The organism is Neobacillus mesonae (assembly GCF_001636315.1).
GTDB classification, from domain to species: Bacteria; Bacillota; Bacilli; order Bacillales; family Cytobacillaceae; genus Neobacillus; species Neobacillus mesonae.
On sequence record NZ_KV440949.1, the window covers coordinates 4,992,622 to 5,017,156 of the forward strand.

At 37.5% G+C, this 24,535-nt stretch carries 30 protein-coding genes and 1 pseudogene; 22 read left to right on the forward strand and 9 right to left on the reverse strand.

The window, feature by feature from the left end; genetic code table 11:
• Positions 1 to 51: 51 nt before the first annotated feature.
• The 3 genes from brnQ to A6749_RS23480 all read right to left on the reverse strand — a co-directional run bounded on the left by brnQ (position 52) and on the right by A6749_RS23480 (position 2,125).
• A complete protein-coding gene (brnQ, locus tag A6749_RS23470; protein WP_066397713.1) occupies positions 52 to 1,404 on the reverse strand; it encodes a branched-chain amino acid transport system II carrier protein in 1,353 nt (450 codons plus the stop codon).
• 329 nt (positions 1,405 to 1,733) lie between these two features.
• Positions 1,734 to 1,931 (reverse strand): YwbE family protein, encoded by a 198-nt coding sequence (locus A6749_RS23475; RefSeq protein ID WP_066397720.1) that lies wholly within the window; start codon positions 1,929 to 1,931, stop codon positions 1,734 to 1,736.
• The gene (locus A6749_RS23480) at positions 1,931 to 2,125 is read right to left on the reverse strand and encodes a hypothetical protein (protein WP_066397724.1); all 195 of its coding nucleotides are present in this window, start codon (positions 2,123 to 2,125) and stop codon (positions 1,931 to 1,933) included. The genes A6749_RS23475 and A6749_RS23480 overlap by 1 nt, the downstream gene beginning before the upstream one ends.
• A 269-nt stretch (positions 2,126 to 2,394) precedes the next feature.
• On the opposite strand from A6749_RS23480, the pseudogene A6749_RS23485 reads away from it, so the two are divergent.
• The 9 genes and pseudogenes from A6749_RS23485 to A6749_RS23525 all read left to right on the forward strand — a co-directional run.
• Positions 2,395 to 2,761: pseudogene (locus tag A6749_RS23485) on the forward strand (alcohol dehydrogenase catalytic domain-containing protein); the annotation flags it as partial.
• A gap of 182 nt (positions 2,762 to 2,943) precedes the next feature.
• The gene (locus A6749_RS23490) at positions 2,944 to 3,432 is read left to right on the forward strand and encodes a GNAT family N-acetyltransferase (protein WP_066397729.1); all 489 of its coding nucleotides are present in this window, start codon (positions 2,944 to 2,946) and stop codon (positions 3,430 to 3,432) included.
• Between the two features lie 143 nt (positions 3,433 to 3,575).
• Complete coding sequence (locus A6749_RS23495) at positions 3,576 to 3,986, forward strand: GNAT family N-acetyltransferase (protein WP_066397738.1); 411 nt, start codon at positions 3,576 to 3,578, stop codon at positions 3,984 to 3,986.
• Positions 3,987 to 4,233: 247 nt separating this feature from the next.
• Positions 4,234 to 4,704 (forward strand): GyrI-like domain-containing protein, encoded by a 471-nt coding sequence (locus A6749_RS23500; RefSeq protein WP_066397744.1) that lies wholly within the window; start codon positions 4,234 to 4,236, stop codon positions 4,702 to 4,704.
• Positions 4,705 to 5,048: 344 nt separating this feature from the next.
• Entirely contained in the window at positions 5,049 to 5,795 is a 747-nt protein-coding gene (locus A6749_RS23505) for an alpha/beta fold hydrolase (RefSeq protein WP_066397753.1), read from the forward strand.
• Positions 5,796 to 6,300: 505 nt separating this feature from the next.
• Complete coding sequence (locus tag A6749_RS23510) at positions 6,301 to 6,756, forward strand: C40 family peptidase (protein WP_066397757.1); 456 nt, start codon at positions 6,301 to 6,303, stop codon at positions 6,754 to 6,756.
• Between the two features lie 269 nt (positions 6,757 to 7,025).
• Positions 7,026 to 7,292, forward strand: coding sequence for a hypothetical protein (locus tag A6749_RS23515; RefSeq protein ID WP_066397761.1), 267 nt, complete (start codon positions 7,026 to 7,028; stop codon positions 7,290 to 7,292).
• Positions 7,293 to 7,497: 205 nt separating this feature from the next.
• On the forward strand, positions 7,498 to 7,887 hold the full coding sequence (locus tag A6749_RS23520; protein WP_201787878.1) for a DUF5661 family protein: 390 nt from the start codon (positions 7,498 to 7,500) through the stop codon (positions 7,885 to 7,887).
• Between the two features lie 415 nt (positions 7,888 to 8,302).
• Positions 8,303 to 8,818 carry a DinB family protein gene (locus A6749_RS23525; RefSeq protein ID WP_066397763.1) on the forward strand — a complete coding sequence of 172 codons (516 nt, stop codon included), beginning with the start codon at positions 8,303 to 8,305 and terminating at the stop codon, positions 8,816 to 8,818.
• Between the two features lie 430 nt (positions 8,819 to 9,248).
• Here A6749_RS23525 and A6749_RS23530 read toward each other — a convergent pair whose 3' ends face one another.
• Positions 9,249 to 9,947 carry a VIT1/CCC1 transporter family protein gene (locus tag A6749_RS23530; protein ID WP_066397767.1) on the reverse strand — a complete coding sequence of 233 codons (699 nt, stop codon included), beginning with the start codon at positions 9,945 to 9,947 and terminating at the stop codon, positions 9,249 to 9,251.
• A gap of 428 nt (positions 9,948 to 10,375) precedes the next feature.
• Between A6749_RS23530 and A6749_RS23535 the strand changes: the two genes are divergently transcribed.
• Genes A6749_RS23535 through A6749_RS23545 form a run of 3 tightly spaced genes read left to right on the forward strand, consistent with a single transcriptional unit; the run spans position 10,376 to position 11,616 of the window.
• On the forward strand, positions 10,376 to 10,699 hold the full coding sequence (locus A6749_RS23535) for an ArsR/SmtB family transcription factor (RefSeq protein WP_066397769.1): 324 nt from the start codon (positions 10,376 to 10,378) through the stop codon (positions 10,697 to 10,699).
• Positions 10,700 to 10,702: 3 nt separating this feature from the next.
• Positions 10,703 to 11,092 (forward strand): SRPBCC family protein, encoded by a 390-nt coding sequence (locus A6749_RS23540; RefSeq protein WP_066397771.1) that lies wholly within the window; start codon positions 10,703 to 10,705, stop codon positions 11,090 to 11,092.
• 59 nt (positions 11,093 to 11,151) lie between these two features.
• On the forward strand, positions 11,152 to 11,616 hold the full coding sequence (locus A6749_RS23545) for a phage tail protein (RefSeq protein WP_066397773.1): 465 nt from the start codon (positions 11,152 to 11,154) through the stop codon (positions 11,614 to 11,616).
• A gap of 184 nt (positions 11,617 to 11,800) precedes the next feature.
• On the opposite strand, the gene A6749_RS23550 is transcribed toward A6749_RS23545, so the two are convergent.
• The 3 genes from A6749_RS23550 to A6749_RS23560 form a co-directional block, all read right to left on the reverse strand.
• Entirely contained in the window at positions 11,801 to 13,318 is a 1,518-nt protein-coding gene (locus tag A6749_RS23550; RefSeq protein ID WP_066397775.1) for a serine hydrolase domain-containing protein, read from the reverse strand.
• Positions 13,319 to 14,071: 753 nt separating this feature from the next.
• The gene (locus tag A6749_RS29030) at positions 14,072 to 14,476 is read right to left on the reverse strand and encodes a DUF6223 family protein (protein WP_066397778.1); all 405 of its coding nucleotides are present in this window, start codon (positions 14,474 to 14,476) and stop codon (positions 14,072 to 14,074) included.
• 115 nt (positions 14,477 to 14,591) lie between these two features.
• The gene (locus A6749_RS23560) at positions 14,592 to 15,044 is read right to left on the reverse strand and encodes a DUF6220 domain-containing protein (RefSeq protein ID WP_084797954.1); all 453 of its coding nucleotides are present in this window, start codon (positions 15,042 to 15,044) and stop codon (positions 14,592 to 14,594) included.
• Between the two features lie 303 nt (positions 15,045 to 15,347).
• On the opposite strand from A6749_RS23560, the gene A6749_RS23565 reads away from it, so the two are divergent.
• The 5 genes from A6749_RS23565 to A6749_RS23580 all read left to right on the forward strand — a co-directional run bounded on the left by A6749_RS23565 (position 15,348) and on the right by A6749_RS23580 (position 19,009).
• Positions 15,348 to 16,034: a response regulator transcription factor gene (locus tag A6749_RS23565; protein ID WP_066397780.1), complete on the forward strand. Its 687-nt coding sequence runs from the start codon at positions 15,348 to 15,350 to the stop codon at positions 16,032 to 16,034.
• Positions 16,031 to 17,149 (forward strand): sensor histidine kinase, encoded by a 1,119-nt coding sequence (locus A6749_RS23570; protein WP_066397782.1) that lies wholly within the window; start codon positions 16,031 to 16,033, stop codon positions 17,147 to 17,149. The genes A6749_RS23565 and A6749_RS23570 overlap by 4 nt, the downstream gene beginning before the upstream one ends.
• 341 nt (positions 17,150 to 17,490) lie before the next feature.
• Positions 17,491 to 17,976 carry a DinB family protein gene (locus A6749_RS23575; RefSeq protein WP_066397784.1) on the forward strand — a complete coding sequence of 162 codons (486 nt, stop codon included), beginning with the start codon at positions 17,491 to 17,493 and terminating at the stop codon, positions 17,974 to 17,976.
• Positions 17,977 to 18,072: 96 nt separating this feature from the next.
• On the forward strand, positions 18,073 to 18,222 hold the full coding sequence (locus A6749_RS28170; RefSeq protein ID WP_127486660.1) for a DUF2975 domain-containing protein: 150 nt from the start codon (positions 18,073 to 18,075) through the stop codon (positions 18,220 to 18,222).
• 166 nt (positions 18,223 to 18,388) lie between these two features.
• On the forward strand, positions 18,389 to 19,009 hold the full coding sequence (locus A6749_RS23580; RefSeq protein ID WP_066397786.1) for an NUDIX hydrolase: 621 nt from the start codon (positions 18,389 to 18,391) through the stop codon (positions 19,007 to 19,009).
• A gap of 287 nt (positions 19,010 to 19,296) precedes the next feature.
• Here A6749_RS23580 and A6749_RS23585 read toward each other — a convergent pair whose 3' ends face one another.
• Positions 19,297 to 19,851: a cysteine hydrolase family protein gene (locus A6749_RS23585; RefSeq protein ID WP_066397789.1), complete on the reverse strand. Its 555-nt coding sequence runs from the start codon at positions 19,849 to 19,851 to the stop codon at positions 19,297 to 19,299.
• A gap of 118 nt (positions 19,852 to 19,969) precedes the next feature.
• Here A6749_RS23585 and A6749_RS23590 point away from each other — a divergent pair, with 118 nt between their 5' ends.
• From A6749_RS23590 to A6749_RS23605, 5 genes are all read left to right on the forward strand, one after another.
• Positions 19,970 to 20,416 carry an Lrp/AsnC family transcriptional regulator gene (locus tag A6749_RS23590; protein ID WP_066397793.1) on the forward strand — a complete coding sequence of 149 codons (447 nt, stop codon included), beginning with the start codon at positions 19,970 to 19,972 and terminating at the stop codon, positions 20,414 to 20,416.
• Positions 20,417 to 20,501: 85 nt separating this feature from the next.
• Positions 20,502 to 21,032 carry a dihydrofolate reductase family protein gene (locus tag A6749_RS23595; protein ID WP_066397795.1) on the forward strand — a complete coding sequence of 177 codons (531 nt, stop codon included), beginning with the start codon at positions 20,502 to 20,504 and terminating at the stop codon, positions 21,030 to 21,032.
• Positions 21,033 to 21,866: 834 nt separating this feature from the next.
• The gene (locus tag A6749_RS28685; RefSeq protein WP_164745644.1) at positions 21,867 to 22,010 is read left to right on the forward strand and encodes a hypothetical protein; all 144 of its coding nucleotides are present in this window, start codon (positions 21,867 to 21,869) and stop codon (positions 22,008 to 22,010) included.
• A 50-nt stretch (positions 22,011 to 22,060) separates the two neighbouring features.
• On the forward strand, positions 22,061 to 22,348 hold the full coding sequence (locus A6749_RS23600) for a GNAT family N-acetyltransferase (protein ID WP_066397799.1): 288 nt from the start codon (positions 22,061 to 22,063) through the stop codon (positions 22,346 to 22,348).
• Between the two features lie 94 nt (positions 22,349 to 22,442).
• On the forward strand, positions 22,443 to 22,832 hold the full coding sequence (locus A6749_RS23605) for a cupredoxin domain-containing protein (RefSeq protein WP_066397802.1): 390 nt from the start codon (positions 22,443 to 22,445) through the stop codon (positions 22,830 to 22,832).
• 136 nt (positions 22,833 to 22,968) lie between these two features.
• Here A6749_RS23605 and A6749_RS23610 read toward each other — a convergent pair whose 3' ends face one another.
• Positions 22,969 to 24,393: a PQQ-dependent sugar dehydrogenase gene (locus A6749_RS23610; protein WP_066397805.1), complete on the reverse strand. Its 1,425-nt coding sequence runs from the start codon at positions 24,391 to 24,393 to the stop codon at positions 22,969 to 22,971.
• Positions 24,394 to 24,535: the final 142 nt, after the last annotated feature.

Consider the following 24,535-nt stretch of genomic DNA (forward strand, 5'->3'; position numbering starts at 1 on the left):
CTTTTGGGGCCCCCTTTTTTTGTATGAAGAATGTAATTGGCGGTTTCTAATTTATTGAATGGCAGTATTTTTGGAGCGCATTGGCCAGAAAAAGCCAATCATCGCACCAACAACTGCTGGTAATATCCATCCAAGACCAATACTGTAAAGTGGCAAATATTCCATGTACGCAGCTTTAATGGAATCGAATAATGAAATGGTCGCCTCCGGTAAGCTTCCGGCTAACGTACTGTAGCCATCGAAGAAACTTACACAAAAAGTGAGTAACATTGACGCTGCGTATACACTTTGCTTATGTTTAAAAAATGAAGAGCTGAGCGCCAATATAATCAGAACGATCGCTAAAGGATACAATAGCATTAATACTGGAATAGCGTATTGAATAATATTATTTAAGCCGAAGTTAGCGATGATAAATGATGCAAAGCATAGACCAAGTACGAACTTTTTATAGCTTACTTTTGGAAAAACGCTATTGAAAAATTCACTGCAAGAGGTAATCAGTCCAATGCTAGTTTTTAAACAGGCTAGAACAATAATAATGGCAAGTAGAATGGCACCGAATGGTCCAAAGTAATGCTGGGCGACCTTAGCAAAGATTAATCCGCCATTATCGAACGTACCAATGGCAGATAAGCTTGATGCCCCCATATAAGTAATAAGGCCGTAAATCAGCATCATTAGGGCCATGGCAAAAATACCTGATTTCCACGTTGCTTTTGCAATCAACTTCCTATCGGTAATCCCTTGACCTTTTATGGCATTAATAACAACAATTCCAAATGCCAATGAAGCAAGAGCATCCATTGTGTTATATCCCTCTTTAAAACCAGTTATAAATGCCAATTGGCTGTAATCACCCGTTGGCGTACCAAAGTGTCCCATAGGCTTAACAATCGCGATAATAATTAAAAAGAATAAAAATACTAAAAATGCAGGTGTTAGGTATTTTCCTATATAGTCAATAATTTTTGCAGGATTTAATGAAAAATAATAAACAATGGCGAAAAATACGAAGCTAAAGAGCCCGAGATATAAACTAGTATGGTTTGGACTAATATATGGTTCGAACCCGACCACGAATGGTACTGTTGCTGTACGTGGAATCGCAAAAAACGGTCCAATGGTTAAGTAAAGGGCCATGGCGAAGACGATTCCAAATTTGGGATGAACCCGTCCTCCTAAGTCACGCAGTCCATTACTACCGGAAAGACCGAATGCTAAAATCCCCATAAATGGCAGCCCGATTGCTGTTACTAAAAAGCCTATTAAAGCTGGCCAAAAATTCGTACCTGCTATCTGTCCCATTTGAATAGGAAAAATCAAATTTCCTGCTCCAAAGAACATACCAAACAGCATCGTGCCAATGACTGCGTATGTTGAGAATGATATTTTATTTTGCATATCTGTTGTCCCTTCTAGATGAATTTCATCAATTTTAACATCTTTTTAAATAGTTTACTATACTACAATATCATTTAGGTGAGTTGGATGCTGCTGTTAGCTAGAAATATACTATTGTAAAGGATGAATAAATAAAAGTGCCAGGCACCAACCAGAAATCTGGAGGGTACCTGGCACTTTATTATTCATTGACGTGATTATACTATTACTGTTGGTTATGATCAGTTTTTGGCTAATATCGATAGAGTTTAAAAAAACATCAAGCCCTTTTTTTAAAATATAAAGGTGTAGAGCATTTCTGAAGGTGATTAGAATGCTTTACATTTTGTTTATTCTGTGTATATTTTTTGAACGCGACCGATCTTTCCATCCGTTAGTCTTACCTTGAAGCCATGTGGATGGGTACTTGATTTAGTGAGAATATCTTTCACAACTCCACGCGTAAGTTTTCCTGTTTTTTGGTCTGCTTTTAAAACAATATCAACCAATATTCCGGGTATTACATCTTTACGAAATTGTCCGTTCATTACACACCCATTTTTCTGCGGGTATTACTTGTTTTTTTTGTTTGCTGGCTTTTCATTTTTTTAGTAGAAAGGTCGGTATTTTTCTGCCCGTTACTAGTAGAATTCTGTTTCTTTTTATTTTCTAGCTGCCGCTTCATGGCCTCTTGCAAGCTGACTTTCTTTTTTGGTTCTCCGGTTTGATTATTTTCATTCATAGGAATTCCCTCCATAAAATACATCTTAGTTAATCAAGTATAATCTATTTTAGGGTATTTGGGAAAGCGGGTTTGCAATAGATTACAACTTTTAGGAAGTGTAATTTGTTCAAAGGACGGACTGGCAATGGAAAGTTGAAACAATAAAGAATCCTTCCCAAGCTTTTGGGATGATCCTTGTAAATTTACTTGCAATTGACCATTCTTTAAAAAGCTTTTCTGGTGATATACTTAAATAAATCTGTTTTTGATGAAGGAGACATATAGTTTTGGATGCAAAATGTGTTAAATTCCACAAATTTGGACGTCCTCAAGATGTGTTGAAAGTTGAAAATAAAAATATCGAACCACCGAAAGAAAATGAAATCCTAGTTCGAATGCTGGCTTGGCCGATCAATCCATCAGACCTGCTGCCAATCAGAGGGTCCTATTCACATCGAATTTCCTTACCAAATATTCCGGGTTATGAGGGAGTAGGGATTGTAGTGGATGTAGGCTCATCCTTCTCATCATCTGATAGGTAAACGTGTGCTTCCTTTACGCGGTGAAGGTACCTGGCAGGAATATGTTAAGTCACCAGCACAATTTGCAGTTGTAATTCCTGATAAGATGGATGATTTTACAGCTGCGCAGATGTAAAAGCCAATATGTTTCATTTGCGGCATTGGAATAAAAATGTCACACCAGAGAAGTGGCAAGCAGCTTTTAATAGTGTAATTGAGCTGATTAATGAAAATAAGCTGAGATTGATGTGGTTGAATCTTCTAAAAGAATCAAAGGGAAAGTGTTTTTAACTAGTTATTAGGGGAGTAGGTGACATGAATCAATTATTCATTAGAGATATGAACGAGGCCATTGCAACTGAAATTCTAAACTGGAAATATGAAGCACCTTATGATTTTTATGACATTGTATTTACAAGCGATGCTTTAAACGAAATACTTGAGAACCCTTATTATGCAGTAATCAATCATACCGGCGAACTAGTTGGCTTTTTTTGTATCGGTGAGTCTGCACAAGTACCGATAGGTGTTCAATACGGTGCCTATCAAGAAAATTACGTCGATATTGGAATCGGGATGAAGCCTGAATTAACGGGTAAAGGTAAGGGAGCTGCCTTTTTAGCGTTGGTTATTAACCATATTAAAGAGCAACACCATACACCGATGCGTTTAACCGTCGCAACATTTAATAAACGAGCGATTCGCCTTTATGAGAAATTTGGGTTTGATAAAGTACTGGAATTTAATAGTCGGGGAATAGATTTTACCACGATGGTTAGAGATCATCTAGAGTATGAAGGTTAGAACTAGGGATTTTAGCACCTTAAAAATCTTTTTCTATAATCAGCAGCATTCCTTGAATAGCCGGTCTGCCATAGCCGGCTGTTTTTTCACAAGAAAAAGGAGACAGGTTCAATATTGGTTTATAGAAAACAAAGGAGCGAACTATGGAAACCACGATTAGAAAAATAGATAAGGGACAGGCGTGGGAAATAAGGCATGAAGTCATGTGGTCCGATAAACCCTTTGATTATATAAAATTGGAAGATGATGATTTAGGTATTCATTTTGGTCTTTTTAAAGAAAAAATGCTGATTTCTGTCATATCGTTATTTATCGCCAATGAAGAAGCTCAATTTAGAAAATTTGCAACTCTTCAAAAAGAACAAGGAAAAGGATATGGAAGTAAATTGTTAGAAGCTGTATTGGAGGAAGCGAAGATTCACGGCGTGAAAAGAATTTGGTGTAATGCCAGGCAGAATAAGGTGGACTTTTATAAAAAGTTTGGTTTACGAGAAACCAATTCCAGCTTTATAAAAGATGGGAAATCTTACGTAATTATGGAGAAAAATTTGTAGTGGGAACTACCTGATTGGAAGTATTTGAAAAAAGGAACTTTAGATTTAGAATATTTTTTCCATGGCGCTATCCTGCAACAGGGAAAAGCGCTATTTTTTCATCTTAAGGCTAAATATCCTTTAAGGCTTATTGATTTATAAATTTAAAATTCCGTGTTTTCTGAATTTTCTACCCCTCGATTTACTTTAACCGTTATAATAACTAGTGGTGAATGTTTACAGAAATCTTATTATAGGGGTTGTTTATATGGGCAAATTAGTTTTAAAAGATTTCAAAGCAGTAGTGACAAGAAACAGGGGTTTATTTAAGGATTATGCAAAATTAGTACCACATGCAGCAAGACACTTCTTAGAACGAGCTAAAGATATACCTATTAACATGGGGATTGAAGTTTCTATTTATGAACCTCCAACAAACCCAAATCAATTAGAGGGTACATTTTACGTAGGTATTTTAGTTAATTCAGAAATAGAAAACCTACCAGATGGAATGGAATATAAGCATATTCTACAACATTATGCAGTGATTAAAGGAAAGATAACAGAGATAGCTAATCTATACTCAAGAATAGATCAATGGATTGTGGAACAAGGGTATAAGCGTGATACCCCTGAACATTATATTATTGAAGTGTATTACCCTGAGAAAAATGATCAAGAGGAAGTGGAAGTTTACATTCCTATTAAAAATGAAAGATTTTTAAATTTAAGAGTATGAAAATTTAAGTTGTACTTCAATTAGTACAGTGGGAAAAAAGGGATTGTTTTTGCAATCCCTTTCTTTAAATCTTAAGAACTCATAGGACAAAACATAAACTGTTATCTTCAATAAGCGGGCCAAATAATGGAGGAGGCTATATTAATTAAAGAAGTTAGATAGTTTGAATAAAAGGGGAATTTATCCAAAAATTCAGCGTGCTTACTACTTTGTTGTGGTAAAATATGTAATGAGAAGGATTGGGGGAGGGTGTGGATGAAAACTTAATTTCAATTATTATTTTTTTGTTAATCTTATTGGGCGTTCAAATGAAAATATTAAATTGAATAGGTGGAGGGATTTCAATGGATTTGTATTACGAAGTTAATGGAAATGGTCATCCTATGGTTCTCCTCACTGGTGGTGCGGATGTACGGAATTGGACATTGGTCGCACCTCTTTTAGCCAAACACTACAAAGTCGTTGCTTTTGACGGACGTGGGACTGGGAAATCACCGTCCCCTTTAGAAGATGTCAACCATGTGGAAGATTTGTTGTCGCTGCTTGATCATCTAGATATCAATCAGGCAACACTCATCGGTCACTCAATGGGTGGCCAAATTGCCACTGAATTCGCTCTAAAATATCCTGAAAGGGTTTCAAAACTTGTTTTGCTTGCGCCTGGATTATCTGGGTTTAGCTATTCAAAGGAATTTGAAGAGAGTATGAAGAAGATTCATGAAGCTGCCCCCGATATCGAAAAGATGATTGAGCTTTTGCTCTGTGATCCATCGTATCGTGTTGTAACGGTGAGTCCTCACCGAAATTTGATGGTTCAAATGCTACGGCATCATATGAATCGAATGTTTGAATGGCCTGCTGTTAAATTCATTTGGCCACAGCCACCAGCCATTGAAAGATTGGAAGAATTGACGGCCAAAACATTATTGATAATAGGTAAGGAGGATTCACCCGATAACCTTCGTGTTGCCAATTACTTTCGAAAGCACACAAAAGCTCAAATCATAGAAATTCCGGATGCTGACCATATGGTTAATCTCACCCATCCCGAAAAGCTGTATCGCCAAATTACTGATTTTATACTTATCTAATTTATAAAACGGGCGACAATATAATTTTACAGTTCAATTAAACCAGCAAATAGTTTATCAATATTTTCAATAAAAACTTAAAATATTTCATGCTATATTCAATTTATGCATACCAAATAACCTTCCAAAGTTCGGTGAATGGAGAGTTTTAGACTGTTTTGTTGTATTTTTAAACTAGGCTAGATCCTGGAAAGCCGATTTGCTTTTTAAAAGTGAATATATCCAATGTAAAAGTTTATTAGCACAATCTGTATTAGTCTACTAGAGCCTCGTTTAGTAATTCGATTTAACTTAAAGTACCTTTTTATGATGTATTTTATGGTAATCCTATTCGCTTCTTATTAATTAAAAAATGCAACAAAAAACACTTATTAAGCTTGGATATAATTCCGATGAATTATTATATTAGAATTACTTTGTAATGGAATTGTAAATTGGCTGTGATACCCCTGTTATACCCTCGTAGTATATTGGAATTAACAAATCACACTAGGAGGTAACAAGCATGCTAAAGAAATTCATCGTAGCCTTTACCATTTTAGCTTCTTGTGGCTCTTTGTTTGCCGCCAAGGGTGAAAAAGCTGAAGCAGCAACTTATGATTATCATACAGCAGCGATTTCAATCGCGAAATCTAATATCGGGGTTCCTTACCGATGGGGTGGTATGGCGCCAAGCGGATTTGACTGTTCAGGACTTGTGAAGTATTCTTACGGAAAAGCAGGAAGAACATTAAATCGCACTGCTGCCCAAATGTTCTATAGAGACGGATATCGACCATCTAATTTGCAGATAGGTGATTTATTGTTCTATGCTCCATCTAAGGCAAGCAGCCCAACACATGTTGCTATTTATATCGGGTACGGTAAAATGATTATGGCTTCTTCATCAAAAGGAGTTATCATTACAAGAACAAACAACCCATACTGGCATCCAAGATATATTGGAGCAAAACGAGTGTAAAGATCATCGTGAACGGTGGTCTTTTTTTATTTATTAAAAAAAATTTTCTTCTATCCCCTCAAAAAATTTCCCTAAAAAATACTTTATTAAAAGTAATGGAAAATCTTGATGGTTAAGCGCTTATTCAACAAATTGGCGCTATTCTTAAATAAGTCCTTTTTTAATAAAGCCAAATATTATTCTTCAACTTACTAGCAGTAGTCTTAATTTTAACTTAACATTTTTGGTTAAACTAACAGAAAATAACCTTTTGGTTTAGGAGTGATTACATGTTGCTGACTGGGAACATTATTTCGGGAGAGTTTGATGAACTCATGAACGAATTTTCTTTACAGAAAGTAAAACATTTTACTACAGAATCGACTATTAAAGAAAAACAGTTAAAAAATATTAATGATTATTTGAAAAAGCACCGGAATGATATAGATGGTCAAATCATTACTTTATATGATCAAATGCCTATACGGTTGAGCCAAGAGGAGATTAACCTCTTAATAAGTGATCTTGAAAAAGTTCAGTTAATGTACCGTCAATGAGATTAAATAAAAATTCAAAAAAAAGTATATTTAGTTACACCCTAAAATATTTACTATTTTAAACTGCAGATTCAAATTTAATTAGTTCAATTTGCTAAGTTGTTTTTTTATTGTATTCATTATTTATTGAACGTTTAGAAGACATGCTCATAAAAAGGTAACGAACGTATATTGTTAATAACTACCTTTTTAGGAGAGATGTGTTTTGTACAACTATAATAACCCGTATTTGAAACACTTCAATAACGGTTATAACTATGGTAATCAATATCTATATCCAATTCCCGGAGGTTCAACAGGGTATATGAAGAATCGTTCTGCAACTAGGGTTAAATCTTTTACCAAAGAGGAAGCAGCAGCAATTGCTTTGCTTTTAGGCATTAATTTTAATAAAAGCAAGTTTGATTTAGATGAGTTTTGGATGGGAGTAAATACAGAGCTAGAACATGGAAAAATATCCAGTCAAACGAATGTTACAAACGACGATCCCATTATTACTGGTAAAATTGCACTGGCTCATCTTAACGAATTTCCTGATTATTATAAAAGATTAAAGGTGCTTGAAGAAGAAGCAAAAGCCTATTGGAATAAATAATTTATTGGATACTTAAATGATAAGAATCTGGAGCGAGTTTGTGACTTAGGCTAAAGAATAAGTTAGTGAAATGTATCGAGGCTCATTTTGCAATTCTAATGCAATTTTTTCTTCTAGCATCGTGCGCAATCCTAAGGATTATGATTATAGAAGATCTATAAAATCCAGCTAATCAATAAAGTTTTTCATACGGGTTCAAGAGCTAAAGACACGGCTGCCATTGTAGGCAGTTTTTCTTATGTCACCAATAGGGAGGATTGTTTAATCATTTATCGAATATTTATAAATATGCTTAAAGATGTAAATATGTAGGTATAAATAGCAGAACAATTCGATACGATATTTGTGAAGCTGAAAGAGGTGACAAAGATCAAATATTTGATGTGTATTACAGTGATAAAGGAGTGATCATTTTTTGTCTGATATAAAAGTGATTGAAACATACAAAAACAATTTGCAAAACTATACTATTGAGCAACTTAGATATATTACAGCTGAAGGAATCTGGTCTATCGGTCAAATGTATGATCACTTAATCGTCGTTGCTCATGAGTACCTTGACAATGTGGAAACTTGTGCATCGTCAAAAGAAGAGCAATTGCTTGGGAAAACCGAGTTTGGGGAGAATTTATTTAAAAATGGAGGTTTCCCACCAATTAAAATCAAGTTACCAAACGAATTAAATAGCCCGCCAAATAATTCGGATAGTATAGAAAACCTTATGAGCAGGCTTGATCAGGTAATACACAGAGTGAGACATTGGGAAACTAAAGTTGGTACTATAGATCCAAATTACAAAGTAAAACATGGTGGCTTTGGTTGGCTAAACGCGAAGGAGTGGTACGATCTTGTCAGTATGCATTTCGTTCATCACTTACGACAGAAATGTGAACTTGATCATAAACTTGTTAATGTTCCAAACAACATTTAAAGAAAGGGTTATACAAATTCAACCAGTTTAATCAGAACATTGATCAAAATTGGTGTTTTATTATGGATAAAATAAATGCGCAACACGAATTGGAGATATAGATACAGTCAATCGAAATGTAGAAATAGGTTGGACTTGGATCTCACCTACATATTGGAAAGCAAGGATAAACACAGAGTGTAAGTTTTTATTACTTCAATATTGTTTTGAAGAGTTAAAAGTGATTTGTGTCCAATTTTCAGTTAGTGGACAAAATTAGCGTTCTCAAAAAGCAGTAGAACGGATTGGAGCAGTAATGTCATTTTTGTAACTTTTTCATATTGAAAATCAATGCCACTTCCTAGAAATAATACATTTCCTCCATACAAATTGCCCCCCATTAGGCGGGGAAGATTGTATTTTTAGATTTCCACCTACGAAAATTCACCCGTTAGGTGAGAATTCTCGCTAGACCAAACGCAACTGTAGCAGCAATTCCTCCAGTAATCATCGTTTGAAAAGCACTCTTCATCGGAGAAGTTCCTGTGAACCTTCCTTTTATATATCCAAATATCAGCAAGGCAATAAGTGTAACAATCACAGAAACCATTAATGCTGTTGAAGGTTTATGGAAAATAAAATAAGGAAACAATGGAATTATCCCTCCGACAATATAAGAAATAGCAATAGTAATCGCACTTTTTCTCGCTCTGCTCGGCTCAGGCTTCTCTAATCCCAATTCAAATTTCATCATAAAATCCACCCATTTTTCAGGGTTCTTTTTCATGGTTTCTGTAATAGATATGATTTGTTCTTCTTCGAGCCCATATTTACGGAAAATTTCGGAGACTTCTTTTTCTTCGAGCTCCGGAACTTCTCTTACCTCGCGCTGTTCACGGGCAAGTTCAGATTCGAAATGTTCCGTATCTGTCTTCCCTGCCAAGTACCCGCCGAGCCCCATTGCAATTGAACCTGCTGCAATTTCAGCACCTCCGGCAGTGAGAATCAATGTTGTTGTATCAACAGCACCGGACAAACCAGCAGCTAATGCAAAAGGTACGGTTAGTCCGTCTGACATACCAATGACAACATCTCGAATAAAGTCAGATCCTAAAAAATGTTCTTCCACATGATTCAGGTGTTGATCCATTATTTTACCTCCAATTTAAAATACTAATAAAGGAATTTTGCACACCATATTAGAAAAAAGAATTATTTATTAAACAAATAACAGGTATGACTAATACTGTCTGTTTGGTTTATTATTGCCTTTATTTATTTTCTCAATTATAGTATCCATTTTTTTGAATTGAGAATCCTTATTTATGTGGTAATCGGCCGAATTAGCTTTTTTGTATCAGCGAGTTATATAAAGTATACCCTTTACTTCTTAACATACTATTCTATTTTGCCACCCCTAAAAAGAACTGGTAGATCAGTAATAATGAAAGAACTTACATACTTGATGATGGGAGAATAAAACAAATCCATTTTGTCAAAAATAAGATTGACTGGACACCAATTAGTGTCATATAATTAAGACACCAATTGGTGTCTAATTTATAAGGAGGGGGGATTTTGAACGAGAAAAATCAAGAGCGAGATGTTTATGTAGCTATCGCTGACCCAACAAGACGTAAATTACTTCAATTGTTGGCAGATGCAGAGGAGTTGCCTCTATACGAATTAACCGGTCAATTTAAAATGGGTCGTACTGCCGTTTCTAAACATTTGACTATCCTAAAAGATGCTGGTCTAGTGGTTGACCGAAAAGTTGGTAGAGAAACAAGGTACCGACTAAATGCAGCTCCACTAAAGGAAATCAAAGATTGGGTATCCTTTTACGAGAAATTCTGGAGTGATAAAGTGGCAATATTAAAAAATTTATTATCGGAGGAATAAATAATGGCAGATGTATTATTAGATTTTCAGTTTCCAAACTCAATCAATAAGGTGTGGAACGCATTAACAAATTCGGATACCCTTGCAAAATGGGTCATGGAAAATGATTTTAAGCCAATCGTAGGACATAAATGTCAATTCCGAAATCCGCAGTGGAATTTAATTGTAGATTGTGAAGTATTAGTAGTGGAAGAGCCTTATAAGTTATCTTACACATGGGTAGGCGGTCCGATCAATACAATCGTCACATGGACATTGAAGGAAGAGGATGGAACAACCTACTTACATCTTGAACAAACAGGATTCGAAAAAGAAGATCAAGCGTTCAATGGGGCGAAATATGGTTGGGCTAATATGGGCGAACAACTTAAAAATGTGTTAGCGGAAATGTAAGATTTGGTGAAATATGAATTCCTGAAGCTAGGAAATAAAGAGTAAAAGGAGCAATGAAAGTGTCCTATATCGTTGATTTTAAAAATGTGTCCACAGTTGGTTTAGAGACTTCACCTGTAGTAGATGCGCTTGCTGGTTTACGTGCTAATGAAGCCCGTTACTTTATGAACAAATACAAGCATGAATTTACGGTTGTACCAGCTAGCGAAAGCCAGGATACCCTTGATTTTGTCAACCGAATTTTGAAAGAAGAACGTGATATTGAGTTTGCGGCCAAACCTTTGGAAACGTCGCGTTTTCAAGTAGAAAATATCAAAATGGCCTACGTTTTTTATGAGGATGGTCTTTCTGTTAACGTCATGTACACGGTTGATGATCCTAAGAAGCGGGCTGTTGGCTTTAAGCTTTCTGATGGGATGGAAGTACCAAAGGAGTTAGAGGGGAAGTTTAAGTTTGCTAGGCAGAAGTCTAAACTTGCTGGAACAATTCGGGGTTCGTACTTTGTAATTAAAGGAGAATATTAAAGTAAGCAAAATAGTAAGGAGTAAATCCTGCCATTTTTCAGAATTTAGTCTTTTTTTCATTGAAATGAGTGAAATCTATTTTTCACATTAGGTAAAAAATAGATTTCACTGGCGGGAATCCTATTTTAAAGTGAAAATCCTCTCTGGTTCCCCACATTTTCCTAATACTTCAACCTTGATGTTTTTAATGCCATATCGAACGAACCAACCGAATAATTTCCATGCTTCCCTTCAGTGCCATCAGAACAGTCATCATCTTCAACCAAAGGATTACGTCAGGCTGAAAGATTGTTGCCATATGCCATATCGGTACAATTTGAGTCGTACTCAACAACAGGATAATAAACAGACCTGCAAAATTCTGAATAATTCTTGTAATAACTTTAATTGATCTTTCAGTATGGCTAGATTTGTCAGGACTCCACGGCCCAAGGCAGCGCTTAGCAGTTCTAGCGGTCGTATATAATAAACATGCGCTGAGTATGATTATTAATCCATTTATAAGCAGATATTTCTGTGAAATGCTTAGACCGGATGCTTCAATCGATTGTTCATTTAGTAAGTTTATTACCCCTGAGGCGATGTGGGTAGTCGTAATGACGTGTGTTTCAGGCCATTCGGCATCGATTGCGTCAAGTACGTTAGAGAATACGATAACTCCCAGTTGTTGTTCTGGAACCATAAAAGTTTGGGCTTGGAAGCCTAATGAGCCACCCGGCGAACCGATCACCCGTAAACCGTTAATGTAATTTGACGACCAGCCCATGGCATACGTCCCCGGAACAGGTTCGGTCTGCATTAGACGTATGCTTTCCGAAGTGAGCACGGAATCATCTTCAAATCGGCCGCCGTTCATCTGGGCAATCAAGTAATGGCTCATGTCCTTCACGCTGGAATACATGTAGCCCGCGGGCGCATCTCCTGCTATATAAACAAAGGGGCCATTGTAGGCAACGTTGTATCCAAATATCCGACGGTATGGCGTAGCCAGTCCGTGTGCAGATGCTTCATTGAGCGTAACGTAGCTATCATGCATAGACAGGGGATCGAAAATATGTTCCTTCACATAGTCGCCATAGGACTGTCCGGTTACTTGTTGCACAATATAGCCAAGAATTACATAATTTGCGTTCGAATAAGTGTAGGGATGTTCTGTTTGCTTGGTTTGGTTTAAAAACTTTTCCGCATAAGACAATGCGTTTTTCTCTATAGCATCTTGAACTTGATCGTTGACACTTGCCAGCGTGTTGCTAAAAGTTGAGATTTGGGTGAAACCACTTGTTTGATTAAGCAACTGACGTACAGTAATGAACTCTGCACCTTTATACTTGTTGGGGATATAGCGCTGTATAGGTACATCTAAATCAATTTTTCCTGATTCGGCAAGTTGCAGAATGGCAATAGCAGTAATCGACTTGCCGATTGATCCTATTCCGAAAGGTGTCTCAGGTCTTACAGGACGACCTGATGAATCGGCATGACCATATCCCTTAAGATAAAGAATTCGATCACCCTTTACAATCCCTAGAGCCAGCCCCGGGAGACGTTGTCGTTTCATTTCACGAGCAATATAGGCATCCACCTTTGAAAAGACTGAAGATTCAAATCGTTCTTCTTGCTTGCTTTCATTACTCAGTGCTAAACCGAATAAGGGAAAGATGAACAGACCACACAGGATTATGGCTATTATTGTCACTTTCATTTCATTCCATCCCATCCCTAGTTATTTTCTGTGACTATCCAAAGTTTGTTCGATCTCTATATCTGACCGGTAGTCCATATTTCATGAATGAATTATTAAATTTATACATTCATAGTTAAAAAAGACCAACTTGAATCATTTATGAGGATTTGTTTGGTCTTGCATTTCAACGTAAAAAAGATTCCTCTGGCTGCTGTTTCACCCGATCCTGTTTCACCTGATGTGTGTTACTAGCAACCTTTGAAGCAGTTTCACGGTTGATAAAGCTGCCACGAAGATCATCGTAAAGAAGCCTACAGTAGCTTCCGCCTCAGCAATGCTTCTGGTATGCCAGACCACTCCCATCGCGTCAGTGACAAGCGTATTGCTGCTGTCTGATAGATAGGCCACAACAAATCCCAACCCAGTCACAGCATACATGATGATAGCCTGGGAAGAGTGGAAACATTTGATTCGCCAGTTTAACCACTGTATAAAACACAGCTAGAATCCAAAGAACGTAGGTCGATACGTTTCTCGCGGTATAACGAAAGTTTACAGTCAAGGGAGGTTCTCCTTTCTGTTTGAGGTATACGTGCATGTTCATGGTTAAATGTTACTGATGTAAAGATGTTTTCCGGACGTTATTCGCAGTCATTTGCTTGTAGGCTCAAAGAGTTCTGTTCGATAGGATTAACTGCTGGATCATGTCTTGGAATAAAAATAAAGAGAACAAGGGTAAAGGACATTCTATATAGAACATTATAAGAAGTGTCAGCCGGTGCGGCGGGAGCGGGCCAAAGTTAACCCAGCGAGGACCATGCTAGTCAGCCCAAACACTATAGCAAAGATAGCCCCGATTCGCCCGTCACCGGTGCCGGGACCTCCAGGGAATATGGTCACATGCACTCCAGCGTAGGCTATGACGACCAACCCCACCACCATGGCCACGATGGCCCCACGTCGCCCGCTACCTGTACCGAAACGACCGGCGGACCGAGCCAGTGACAGCCCAGCGAGGATTGCGCTGATCAAACCCAACACCGCGTCCATCGTGGCCCAGAGTCGGCCGGGGGTAAATCCGTATCCGATATTACCGTTGCTCACTTCAGCAAAGGCTATAGTGGGTAAAAGTAGAATTGTACAAAGTATTACGGATGAAACTAGCTTCATTTTCATTTGTTCATTACTCCTCTTTGTTGTTTTTAATTAAAATTTGGGTGGCATATTTTCCTCTCCATCCATGGCGAAGATGTGATCAAAATTCAATTCAAACGCTTTGTTCCGCAGATTCTTACTTCTTTTCTTTTTTGAGGGCATCAGTCCTCCGTGCGAGGGATACAGTTCCGAAAAACAACATCAGAGCGAGTACCGGATGAAGAGCAGATAAATATCCAATTTGATGTGGTAATTTGGCGCTGACCGCTATCAAAATGATGATGCCTATTAACCCCGCACTACGTAATCGAAAAGAAATCGGCAGCCGTGCAATAAAAGAAATCACGAGAATTAGGATCGAAATAATGATCAGCAATTTGCCAAAGCCTAAATGGCTGGTCCATTGGGCCGCATCCCAAAACAGAGCAAGACCGGCAAGAAACACTTGGATCAAAATGCAAATCGCAAATATCCTTACCATTGCTTTAAACACCATACGGGCCATGATTACGAACGGTGAAAGATTGGTTACTTCCTCCTCGCGACCCCCAACTTCAGGTTCATTGCGGTTTACAGATAGATTGCTCACCTATAATCATCCCTTTCGTTAAAATAAGATCATTCAGGTTTTTAATTTAAGATCGTACAAACGCTTACTCGCCTTCGGGCTCTTTGTTGTTAAATAGGCTCTGCAACCTCTCAAGCCATTTAGCTAAAGAAACGATCTCGTTGTTTTCAGGTTCACAGTCAGTTTAAACTATAAATGTCGAGAACTTATGCAGATCTTCCTCTTTTTATATGGATTTTTTCATGGACATGTTAAATTACGGTATAATTTTCAATAAGTGGTGTAATCTCGCACTGGAAGCACACTAAAGAGGATGTGATTGGAATGGAACCGAAATTGTTACTTGTGGAGGACGAACCGGGCATGCTTGAGGAGATGTACACCTATCTGCAACGTGAAGGCTTTCGAGTATTGACGGCCCGGACTGGCAATGAAGCGCTCACCATTGCCTGTTCTGAACGACCTGATCTCGTTGTGCTTGATTGGATGCTCCCCGAAAAAAGCGGCATAGACGTATGCCGTGAAATAAGGCAAACATCGAATTGCGGTATTATTATGGTGACGGCCCGATCGGATGAATCAGATAAAATCGTCGGTCTCGAAATCGGTGCGGACGATTATTTGACGAAGCCATTCAGCTTGCGCGAACTTGCATCGCGCATCCGTGCTTTACTTCGCCGTATGCGCGGACCTGAAGACAGGCCGATGTTCTTGGAAAGGGACAACCTGATGATTTTCGAGGCCAAATGTCAGGTATTCAAGGACGGTAAGGAGATCCAACTGACACGAACGGAATTCAAAATACTGTACACGTTGGCTGCGCGTCCTGGAATGGTTTTCAGCCGTCTGCAATTATTAAAAACTGCGCTTACGGATGAATATATGGGATACGAAAGAACAATGGATTCCCATATCCGGAATCTTCGCCGTAAGCTGGGAGACGACCCGGCCAATCCTCGTTATATTCAAACTGTATACGGCTTCGGTTACCGATTTGGTGAGCAATCATGACGTTGACAGTACGCAAAAAAATATTTGTCTCCATGGGACTGCTCGTTCTTATTATCGGCGGTGCTCATGCAGTAACTAAACAGGCATACATGGAGTCTTTGTTCGATCAATTTCGTAAGGAAGAAATCAATGCATCTTATTTAAACGCACTGCCCGGGGAACAAATCGAGATTTTGAAGACTTACGTTTCGGGTAAGATGCAGAAATTTTGGCTTGGAAATTGGGTGTTTTTCATAGCAACTGGGCTGATATTCAGTTTATGGATTTCGGGGGTACTGACGATCCCGCTTAGAAAGCTAGTTACCGCTATCGAACGCGTTGCTCAGGGAGATCTGGACGTGAATGTTCCTGTCCAATCAAAAGACGAATATGGTAAAGTAATCCAGACATTCAACGATATGACGCTTCGCCTCCGAGAAGCTGAGGATGCCCGCAGGCGGTTAGTAGCTGATGTTGCTCATGAGCTTCGAACTCCGCTGTCCATCATGCAGCTAAAATTAGAAAATGCTCAACAGACAGGTCAATTCATCCCTCCGGAAATGCTGCTTAGACTCCATGACGAAGTGATTCGCTTAGGTCTGCTTGTGGAAGATCTTCATGTCTTGTCGTTAGCTGAAGCGGGCCGCTTGGCATTGGACTGCAAACCGCTCGATCTGTCGGCAAAACTTGAACAAGTCGTTGATGATGTGAAAATGGAGGCAGAAGAGAATGGACTGGAAATACGCTTCTATTCGAACACGAGGTCGGTAACGGTGATAGCCGACGCGAGACGGATCACCCAGGTGTTCATCAATTTGTTGACTAATGCAATTCGCTATACACCGGAAGGAGGAGTGATTTCGGTTGTAATGGAAGACAGGGCCCTGGACCGGAATGCAGTCTATACATGTGTCTCAGTAATAGACACCGGAATCGGTATTCCATCCGAAGAGCTCCCCCACCTATTCGATCGATTTTATCGCGTGGAAAAGGCCCGTTCGCGTCATACAGGCGGAACGGGGCTCGGATTATCGATCGCTCATCATTTAGTCAGAGCCCACGGCGGATTCATCCAAGTGATGAGTGAGCCTGATCAGGGTACGACATTTACCGTTTATTTGCCTTTGGGTAAATGATATTAACAAAGCTCATTTCTAAGTTACTTCAAATATGTGTCTTTAAATCAGAATTTTGCATTAATGTGAGCCATTGAGTTGCAAGGATTTTCGGGCATAAAAAGGACTTTCAAGTGACCAAACCATAAAACATCCAGATTATAAGGTTCTAATTCCTCTATATAATTCAGGCTTCCAAAAGGATGGAGTTTGTTAGTGATTTTATTTCAACTAACGAAAGGCAGGTTTAAGAAGGAAAATATTCAAGATTAGTTGAATAAATAATACTAATCTCAATTTTGTTTTATTCTCAAAATCATTTAACATATTTCCTAAAACTTCGTAAAACGGGAGGGCTTTCATTGCAAACATTTTTTCAATATAACTGGATGGTCAGAGAAGAATGGTATCGGTGGTGTGAAGAGTTAAGTGAAGAGGAACTTTTACAAACTAGAACTGGCGGAGTAGGCTGTATACTACATACACTCTTCCATATTGTTGATGTGGAATGGAGTTGGATACGACTTATACAAGGTAAACCTGACTTTGTAGGGAGTTTTGATGATTATAAAAGCTTGAATCAGGTTCGAAAATTGGATTCTGAATTTCGTTCGGAGGTGGAAAATTTTGTGAGCAACTGGGATGATGGTATGGAAAATCGACTATTTTACGATACCCTGCCCGATGGAAGAATTGTAACTGACACTTGGGGCGAGGTAATACGACATGTTATTGCACACGAAATTCACCATATAGGACAATTATCAATCTGGGCAAGGGAAGTAGGGAAAAAGCCTATATCTGCAAACTTTATTGGACGGGGTCTTATCTCTCATTCGAATAAATAATATAAAAAGTAATTAATATAGTTTTTATGATAGATGTCATATTTCATGTATTCCACTAAAGGGTGCAGTTCAGAGTAAGAATTGTGCTCTTTTTTTATGTTAAGGGCTAATCTCTATTCTGAATTAGCTGTAATTTCGTTAGAACGAATTAAGGGCTGTGCAGTTATAATAATAATCTTATATTTAATTGGGATGTTCTTCCTTGCTGCACTAAACGCTTTATACCCTGGCATAGTGATATTTTAGAATATCGTGAGGAAAAGCCAAAATAACTAGGTTGTGAAGGTTTCCATTTAAACTCAAGGGTGCGTTTCTGAAGAAAAATCAGGAACGCTTTTCATTAAAGAGCTATTTAGTAGTATATAAGCTTTGAGAGGGAAGGTAAATTAATAGTTTACGGGAGATGTGTTTTATGGAAGGTGAACAATTAAAAATTTTTGATAAGAACAGAAATCAAATAGGCGTTGCTACTCGTGAAGAGGTACATAGACTTGGATATTGGCATGAGACATTTCACTGCTGGTTTATTAGCAAAGAAAGTGGAACTCATTATCTTTATCTACAACTCCGTAGTAATACAAAAAAAGACTATCCAAACCTTTTGGATATTACGGCCGCTGGGCATTTACTTTCAAATGAAACAGTTCCTGAAGGTGTAAGAGAAATTAAGGAAGAGATTGGGATAGATATTACATTTCAGGAATTAATACCGTTGGGAATAATTGATTACTGCTTAATAAGAGGAGATTTTAAAGATAGGGAATTAGCAAACGTTTTTTTGTATAAAAGTAATAAATCCTTTGATGACTTTATTCTTCAAGAAGAAGAAGTCGCAGGTATTGTAAAAGTTGAATTTAACCATTTTGTTGAACTCTGGTTTGGTAAAAGAGAAACAATTAACATTAAAGGATTTGAAATAAAGAAAGATGGAAAGAAATTTTTAATTGATGAGAATGTAGGAAGGGAGAAATTTGTACCACACCAAATCAATTTTTATAAAACAGTTATCGAAAAAATGAAAGAACAGTTTTAATTCAACTTCCTCTTCAACTACCGGTGACAAGAGTTTGGATCAAAGTTATTATTGAGGCAGCTTATCTTTTTGTGAAGGTGCAGGATACTTCAATTATAAAGTTTGAATCATAAGGGAGGATTAAAAAAATTTGAGGTTTTTATTTGCAATCCCACTTATTCTTATAGTTCATTTTGATTGGGTTATCGATTGAAGATATTGGCGATTTGTAACCTAAAATGGGGGGGAATTGTCTTGAGGGGACCCTTGGAATAAGCCAGGTTCCCCTTTTTTCCTATTAGATGTTTTTAGAAGCCTGTTTGCTGCAGGAAATCTTCAGTCGAAACAACATTGGCATAGATCCCGTTAAGCGCACTAATAAAGGCATAGTGAACGTGGTCAGCCGGCACTTTCTTTTCTTGATAAGATAAGTCTCTTGTCGCACATGCATCCTCAATTAGGGTACACTCAAAACCAAGATCTTTTGCAGCTCTTACAGTGGCATCAATGCACATATGTGTCATCATACCGCAGATCACGAGCTTGGTTATGCCATTTTCTCTTAATTTGCTTTCTAATTCCGTTTTGAAAAAACTGTTAGGTCTATGTTTGATAATAATATTTTCATGTTCCAATGGTAAAACAGATTCATTTATTTTTACTCCCTCCGTGTTTGGAAGGAAAAAGCCTGCTCCTTCTTGAAGCGAGATATGCTGAACATGAAAAATATGACCTTGTTTCTGTCTAAACCATTCAAGTAGTTTCCCAGCATTTTCTGCCGCTGTTATAGGATTGCTCAATTCCATCTTCCCATTAGGAAAATAGTCATTTTGAATATCAATTAAGATTAAAGCTGTGCTCATTTTTTTCACCTCATCAATAATAAAATATAATAAAATTATAAATAATCTTTGGTTGATCATCGATACTTTGATGAAACGTTTTTAGATCAAACCATTTCATGGTGAAAGGAATTTGTGTATGGAGCTTGATAAGATTGATCTTCAAATTCTCCGCATTTTAACGGGGAATTCGCGTATTCAATGGAAAGACTTAGGGGAACAAATTCATATGACCGGGCAGGCAGTCGGGAATCGTATCAAGAAACTGGAGGATAGCGGCATCATTAGAGCCTATACTCTAATAATCGATGAAATGAAATTAGGACTTACCTATACCGGTTTTGTCGTTGTTTTTTTGAAAACAGCTAATCATGATCCGTTTATTCGCTTTATTCATGAGAAAAAGGAGGTAGTGGAAGCTCATCGAATAGCGGGGAAAGGCTGCTACCATTTAAAAATTATAGTGGAAACCCAGGAACAATTGAATTATTTTCTTAATAAACTTCTTGACTATGGGAATTATAGTTTAAATCTATCAATTCAAGAGATTAAACAACGCGGCCCTTTGGCTGCCAAATTTCAGTGAATGTTTTTCGCTATGCAAATGGATCAAAATTGGTATTTCATTATTGGTAAAAAAATATAAAAATTGTTATTAGGAGCGGAATTCAATGAGTCAAAGAAAGGTAGTATTATTTATTGCTCAAAGCTTGGATGGCTATATCGCCACAAAAGATGACTCTTTAGATTGGTTATTTAATGTTGAAGGAGAAGGAGATAATGGATATTCAGAATTTTTAGCAACGATTGATACCGTCTTCATGGGGAAAAGAACTTATGATTGGTTAATGGAAGAGGTAAAAGATGACTTTCCTTATAAAGATCAACAATGCTATGTTTTTACTAGAAAACCATTAGAAAATAAAGAATATGTAACATTCATCAACGAAGATATTGTCAAATTCACTTCGAAATTAAAGAAAGAACAAGGGAAAAATATATGGATGGTTGGCGGCGGAGATTTATTACATACATTTTTAAAAGAGAAACTAGTGGATGAACTGTATTTAACGATTGCACCAACAATCATAGGTGATGGTATTCCTTTATTTAAGGAAGGTGATTATCATTTAGATCTTACTCTCAAAGGTACAAGAACCTTTAATCAATTTGTTGAATTACATTATGTCGTAAAAATATAATTAACGGTGTATTGTACGGTAAGACTGTAATCTGTTAAAGACTGCTAAGAAAAACAGGTGAACAGGAAAATACTTCAATGTTAAAATCAAATGATATAATGAAGTATATTTTTCGAAAGGTGTGGACAAATGTATATCACAGATCAAGCTCGTGATGTCTTGAAGCAAGTGTTTCAAGAAAACGACACAAATAACATCCGTGTTTATTTTGCTGGCTATGGCTGAGGCGGACCAAGTGTAGGACTGGCTCTGGAAGGGCCAGATGAAAAGGATAAAGTATTGACTATTAATGAAATATCAGTTTCAATTGAACCAGAAATTGAGCCATTTACGGAAGACCTTACTCTCGATTTCAATCAAGAGGCTAATGCCATTGTATTAGTAGGCAATGAAAGCGAATGCTGTTAGCATGGATTAAAAAGAGAAGTTGGCTGCATATGATCAACTTCTCTTTTTTTGTATTATGTTTTATCAAAATAATTTTTTTGAAAATCAACGCTTGTCCAATCATCTTTATTCTCTATGCATATTTTATTATTGAGAGACAGAGATCTCTCACACCATAGCCTGCACCAGTGTTTCACCTCCTGTAAATAGGGATACCTCCTGAGAAGCGTATCGTTCGGTTGATACGCTTCTTTTTATTTCATCAGACACTAAGTAATGGTAGAAGTTTAAAACGAAACCAGATTAGCATAAAGAAATCATGTGCTAGTAAAAAATAATGCAGAATCCAAAAGGATTTCTGATTTTTTTTACTAAATAATCCTTTAGCTTTAGGGGAGTCTAAAAATGATAAATCATAAATGATGATTATTCAGGAGGTCCGAAAAAATGAAAACAAAGGAAAATTTTTTAGAGGGAGCCAAGGTAACAAAGGACAATCAAGTTTTTGCACCTGATAGCAAAAGCAAAAACGGAACTGATGATTCCCAAAATAATCATGTTGGTAAGAGTAAACTGGAACGTAACCGTTAATAAACTTAGTCATCGCATTAATAAGGACTTGAAAGAAAGAAGAGTGAAAAGTGGAATTTGAAAAAGAAGGATATCGTTTTTACAAAAATGATGAATCTGGAAAGCTGCTGGCTGAAGTCACTTATGAACCAAACGGAGAAGATAAAGTTAGTTTAACGCATACCTTTGTCGATGCAAGTTTAAGAGGACAAGGAGTTGCTGAGCAATTGGTGGATCGCTTAGCAGCCGAGATGAAAGAAGAAGGTAAAAAAATCGTCCCGGTTTGTTCATATGCAGTTGCACTGTTTAAAAGAAAATCGGATAAATACAAAGATATCATTGCAAAGTGTAGCAAATAAAAAGAATTCCATTTGATAAGCCGTGGAATCCAAATTCTAGTGATAATAATTTATGAAATGAAGAAAATAGAACTTATGAAAGGAGGGATTGCAAATGTCTGTGAAAAAGTGGTTAACAGGATTATTCGTTTTGCTTGCGATGCTTGTGGTTGTATCAGCTCCAGGCTGGGTCGCCGTATTTGCCGAATCCGAAGCCGTAAAACAGCCTATAGAGACGGTGAAAGCGAATGAAGTCGAGTTAAACGATGATTATTTTAACCCGAATGTCATCACTATTCCTAATGGAAAAACGACAACTTTGATATTGAAAAACAAAGGTAAGAAAGAGCACACCTTTACGGTGGAAAAGCTCGGAATTGACGCTGAAGTCCAGTCGGGAAAAGAAACAACCATTACCGTAAAACCGAATATGCCCGGTACATATGAATTGATATGTCGATACCATTTAAACAAAGGAATGGTTGGGAAAGTAATAGTTAAATAACGAGCAGGGCCCAAATCGGGTCTTGCTTTTTTAATAGGTGCGGTATTTGGCTTATTGTCAAAACCGCGACAACATTATAACAGATTAAATCCCAGAAAGTGTTTTTTCTGGGATGAAGGCAAGTATATAATTTGAATCATAAAACGATTTCAAATACAGACCCTTGATTAAAATCAGTCACTTTCATAGAACCGTAAACTCCCAAAAATAATCTGGTTTGATTAAGATTCGTTCCCAAACTAACATAATAAGCTGATTGTGACCCAAAATTATAATCGGTTTCAATAACACTAAAATCACTTAGTTTACCATCTGTTCTAACCCTGGTATAAGCTAAAACCCCTTTGGCCGGGGATTCACCATCGCGGGCAAGGTCGGTAAACACCACGCCTCCCGTTAAATCGGGGATTCCATTCCCCATATAGGCTTGCACGCCTGTAAGGGCAGTGCCGCCAAATTTATCCGGACGGGGATCTTTATGAAAATAACTAGTTAGAGGCTGAAGACGACTTACTGAAGTTTTTACTGCTTCATTGTAATAAGCAATTGTTTTCTCCACCAAAGTCGGATTTTGCGTGCAGCCTCTTATAGTCGAAGTAGGGAAAGCACCTTCCCACCCCCGCCAGCCAAAGTTTATTAATCCTTCTAGCTCAGGTTCAGTGTTTCTTAAAGAAGCTTGAATAAGCTGAGTAATCGGTATGGGTTTGTAATGAACAAATGAAAATATCGACTCTGCCAAATCCTGTCCAACATTTCCAACAAATTTAATAAATTGGTTATAAACCCTTTGAAATTGAATGCCTGGTATATTGCGAACCCCTTTGGCAATTACCGTAAGCGTTTCCTGAATCGGGACGGGAAGTTCATTAAAACGTGTGACTACGGGTGGATTATCGAAAAATGTATTCTTATCTACGTCAATTTCAATTATTTTACCTGCTATTTCCATATTGTCCTGACTTAAATTAAATGGATCATAGCCTGCTCCACCATCTCCGGTTGTTAAGACAAGTTTTCCGGTTTCGGGTGAAAAATTTAGGGTATTGACACCATTATGATTGAAAAAAGGTCTTCTTAAGTTGAGTAATGTCCGTCGTTTTTGTGGCTGCCCATTCGATTGTAAAATCCATTCTTCAACTGTATCAATATGATCATATTGAGTTTCTCTATTGATCCACCTAAGGTTTAAGGTTCCGGGATCACACGGGTCAGGTTTAAAATGTTCAGAAAGAGCGCCTGGCCCTTGTGTTCCGGCTACTGAATAATGTAGATAAAACAAACTGTTATAATTAAATTGGGGATGAAATGCCATCCCTAGCAATCCACGCTCGTCATAACCACGACCAGAAACGCCTGGCTCAGAAGACCCTAGTTTAATGATCCGCGAGCGAATATCTAAAAAGGTCCTTACACTTGAGTTTCCTATGTAAAAGATCTCTCCTACTTGAGTTGCAATAAATAATCTTTCCATTGAGTCACCCGGAGGTATAGTTGTTTTCAAAACAGTGGGTAAATTGATCTTACTAACAACCGGCCGTAATCTAACCTTAACTTTAATCAATTCACTTTCCACTCCTTCTAATCGTTTTTATAAGAATATGATTGGAACTGTTCCATTAGTACCAGGATGCCATTGCGGATATGGAAGCAAAAAACCGTACATACTATGTTCCTGAAAATAGAAAGTCTTATATAACCTAAGT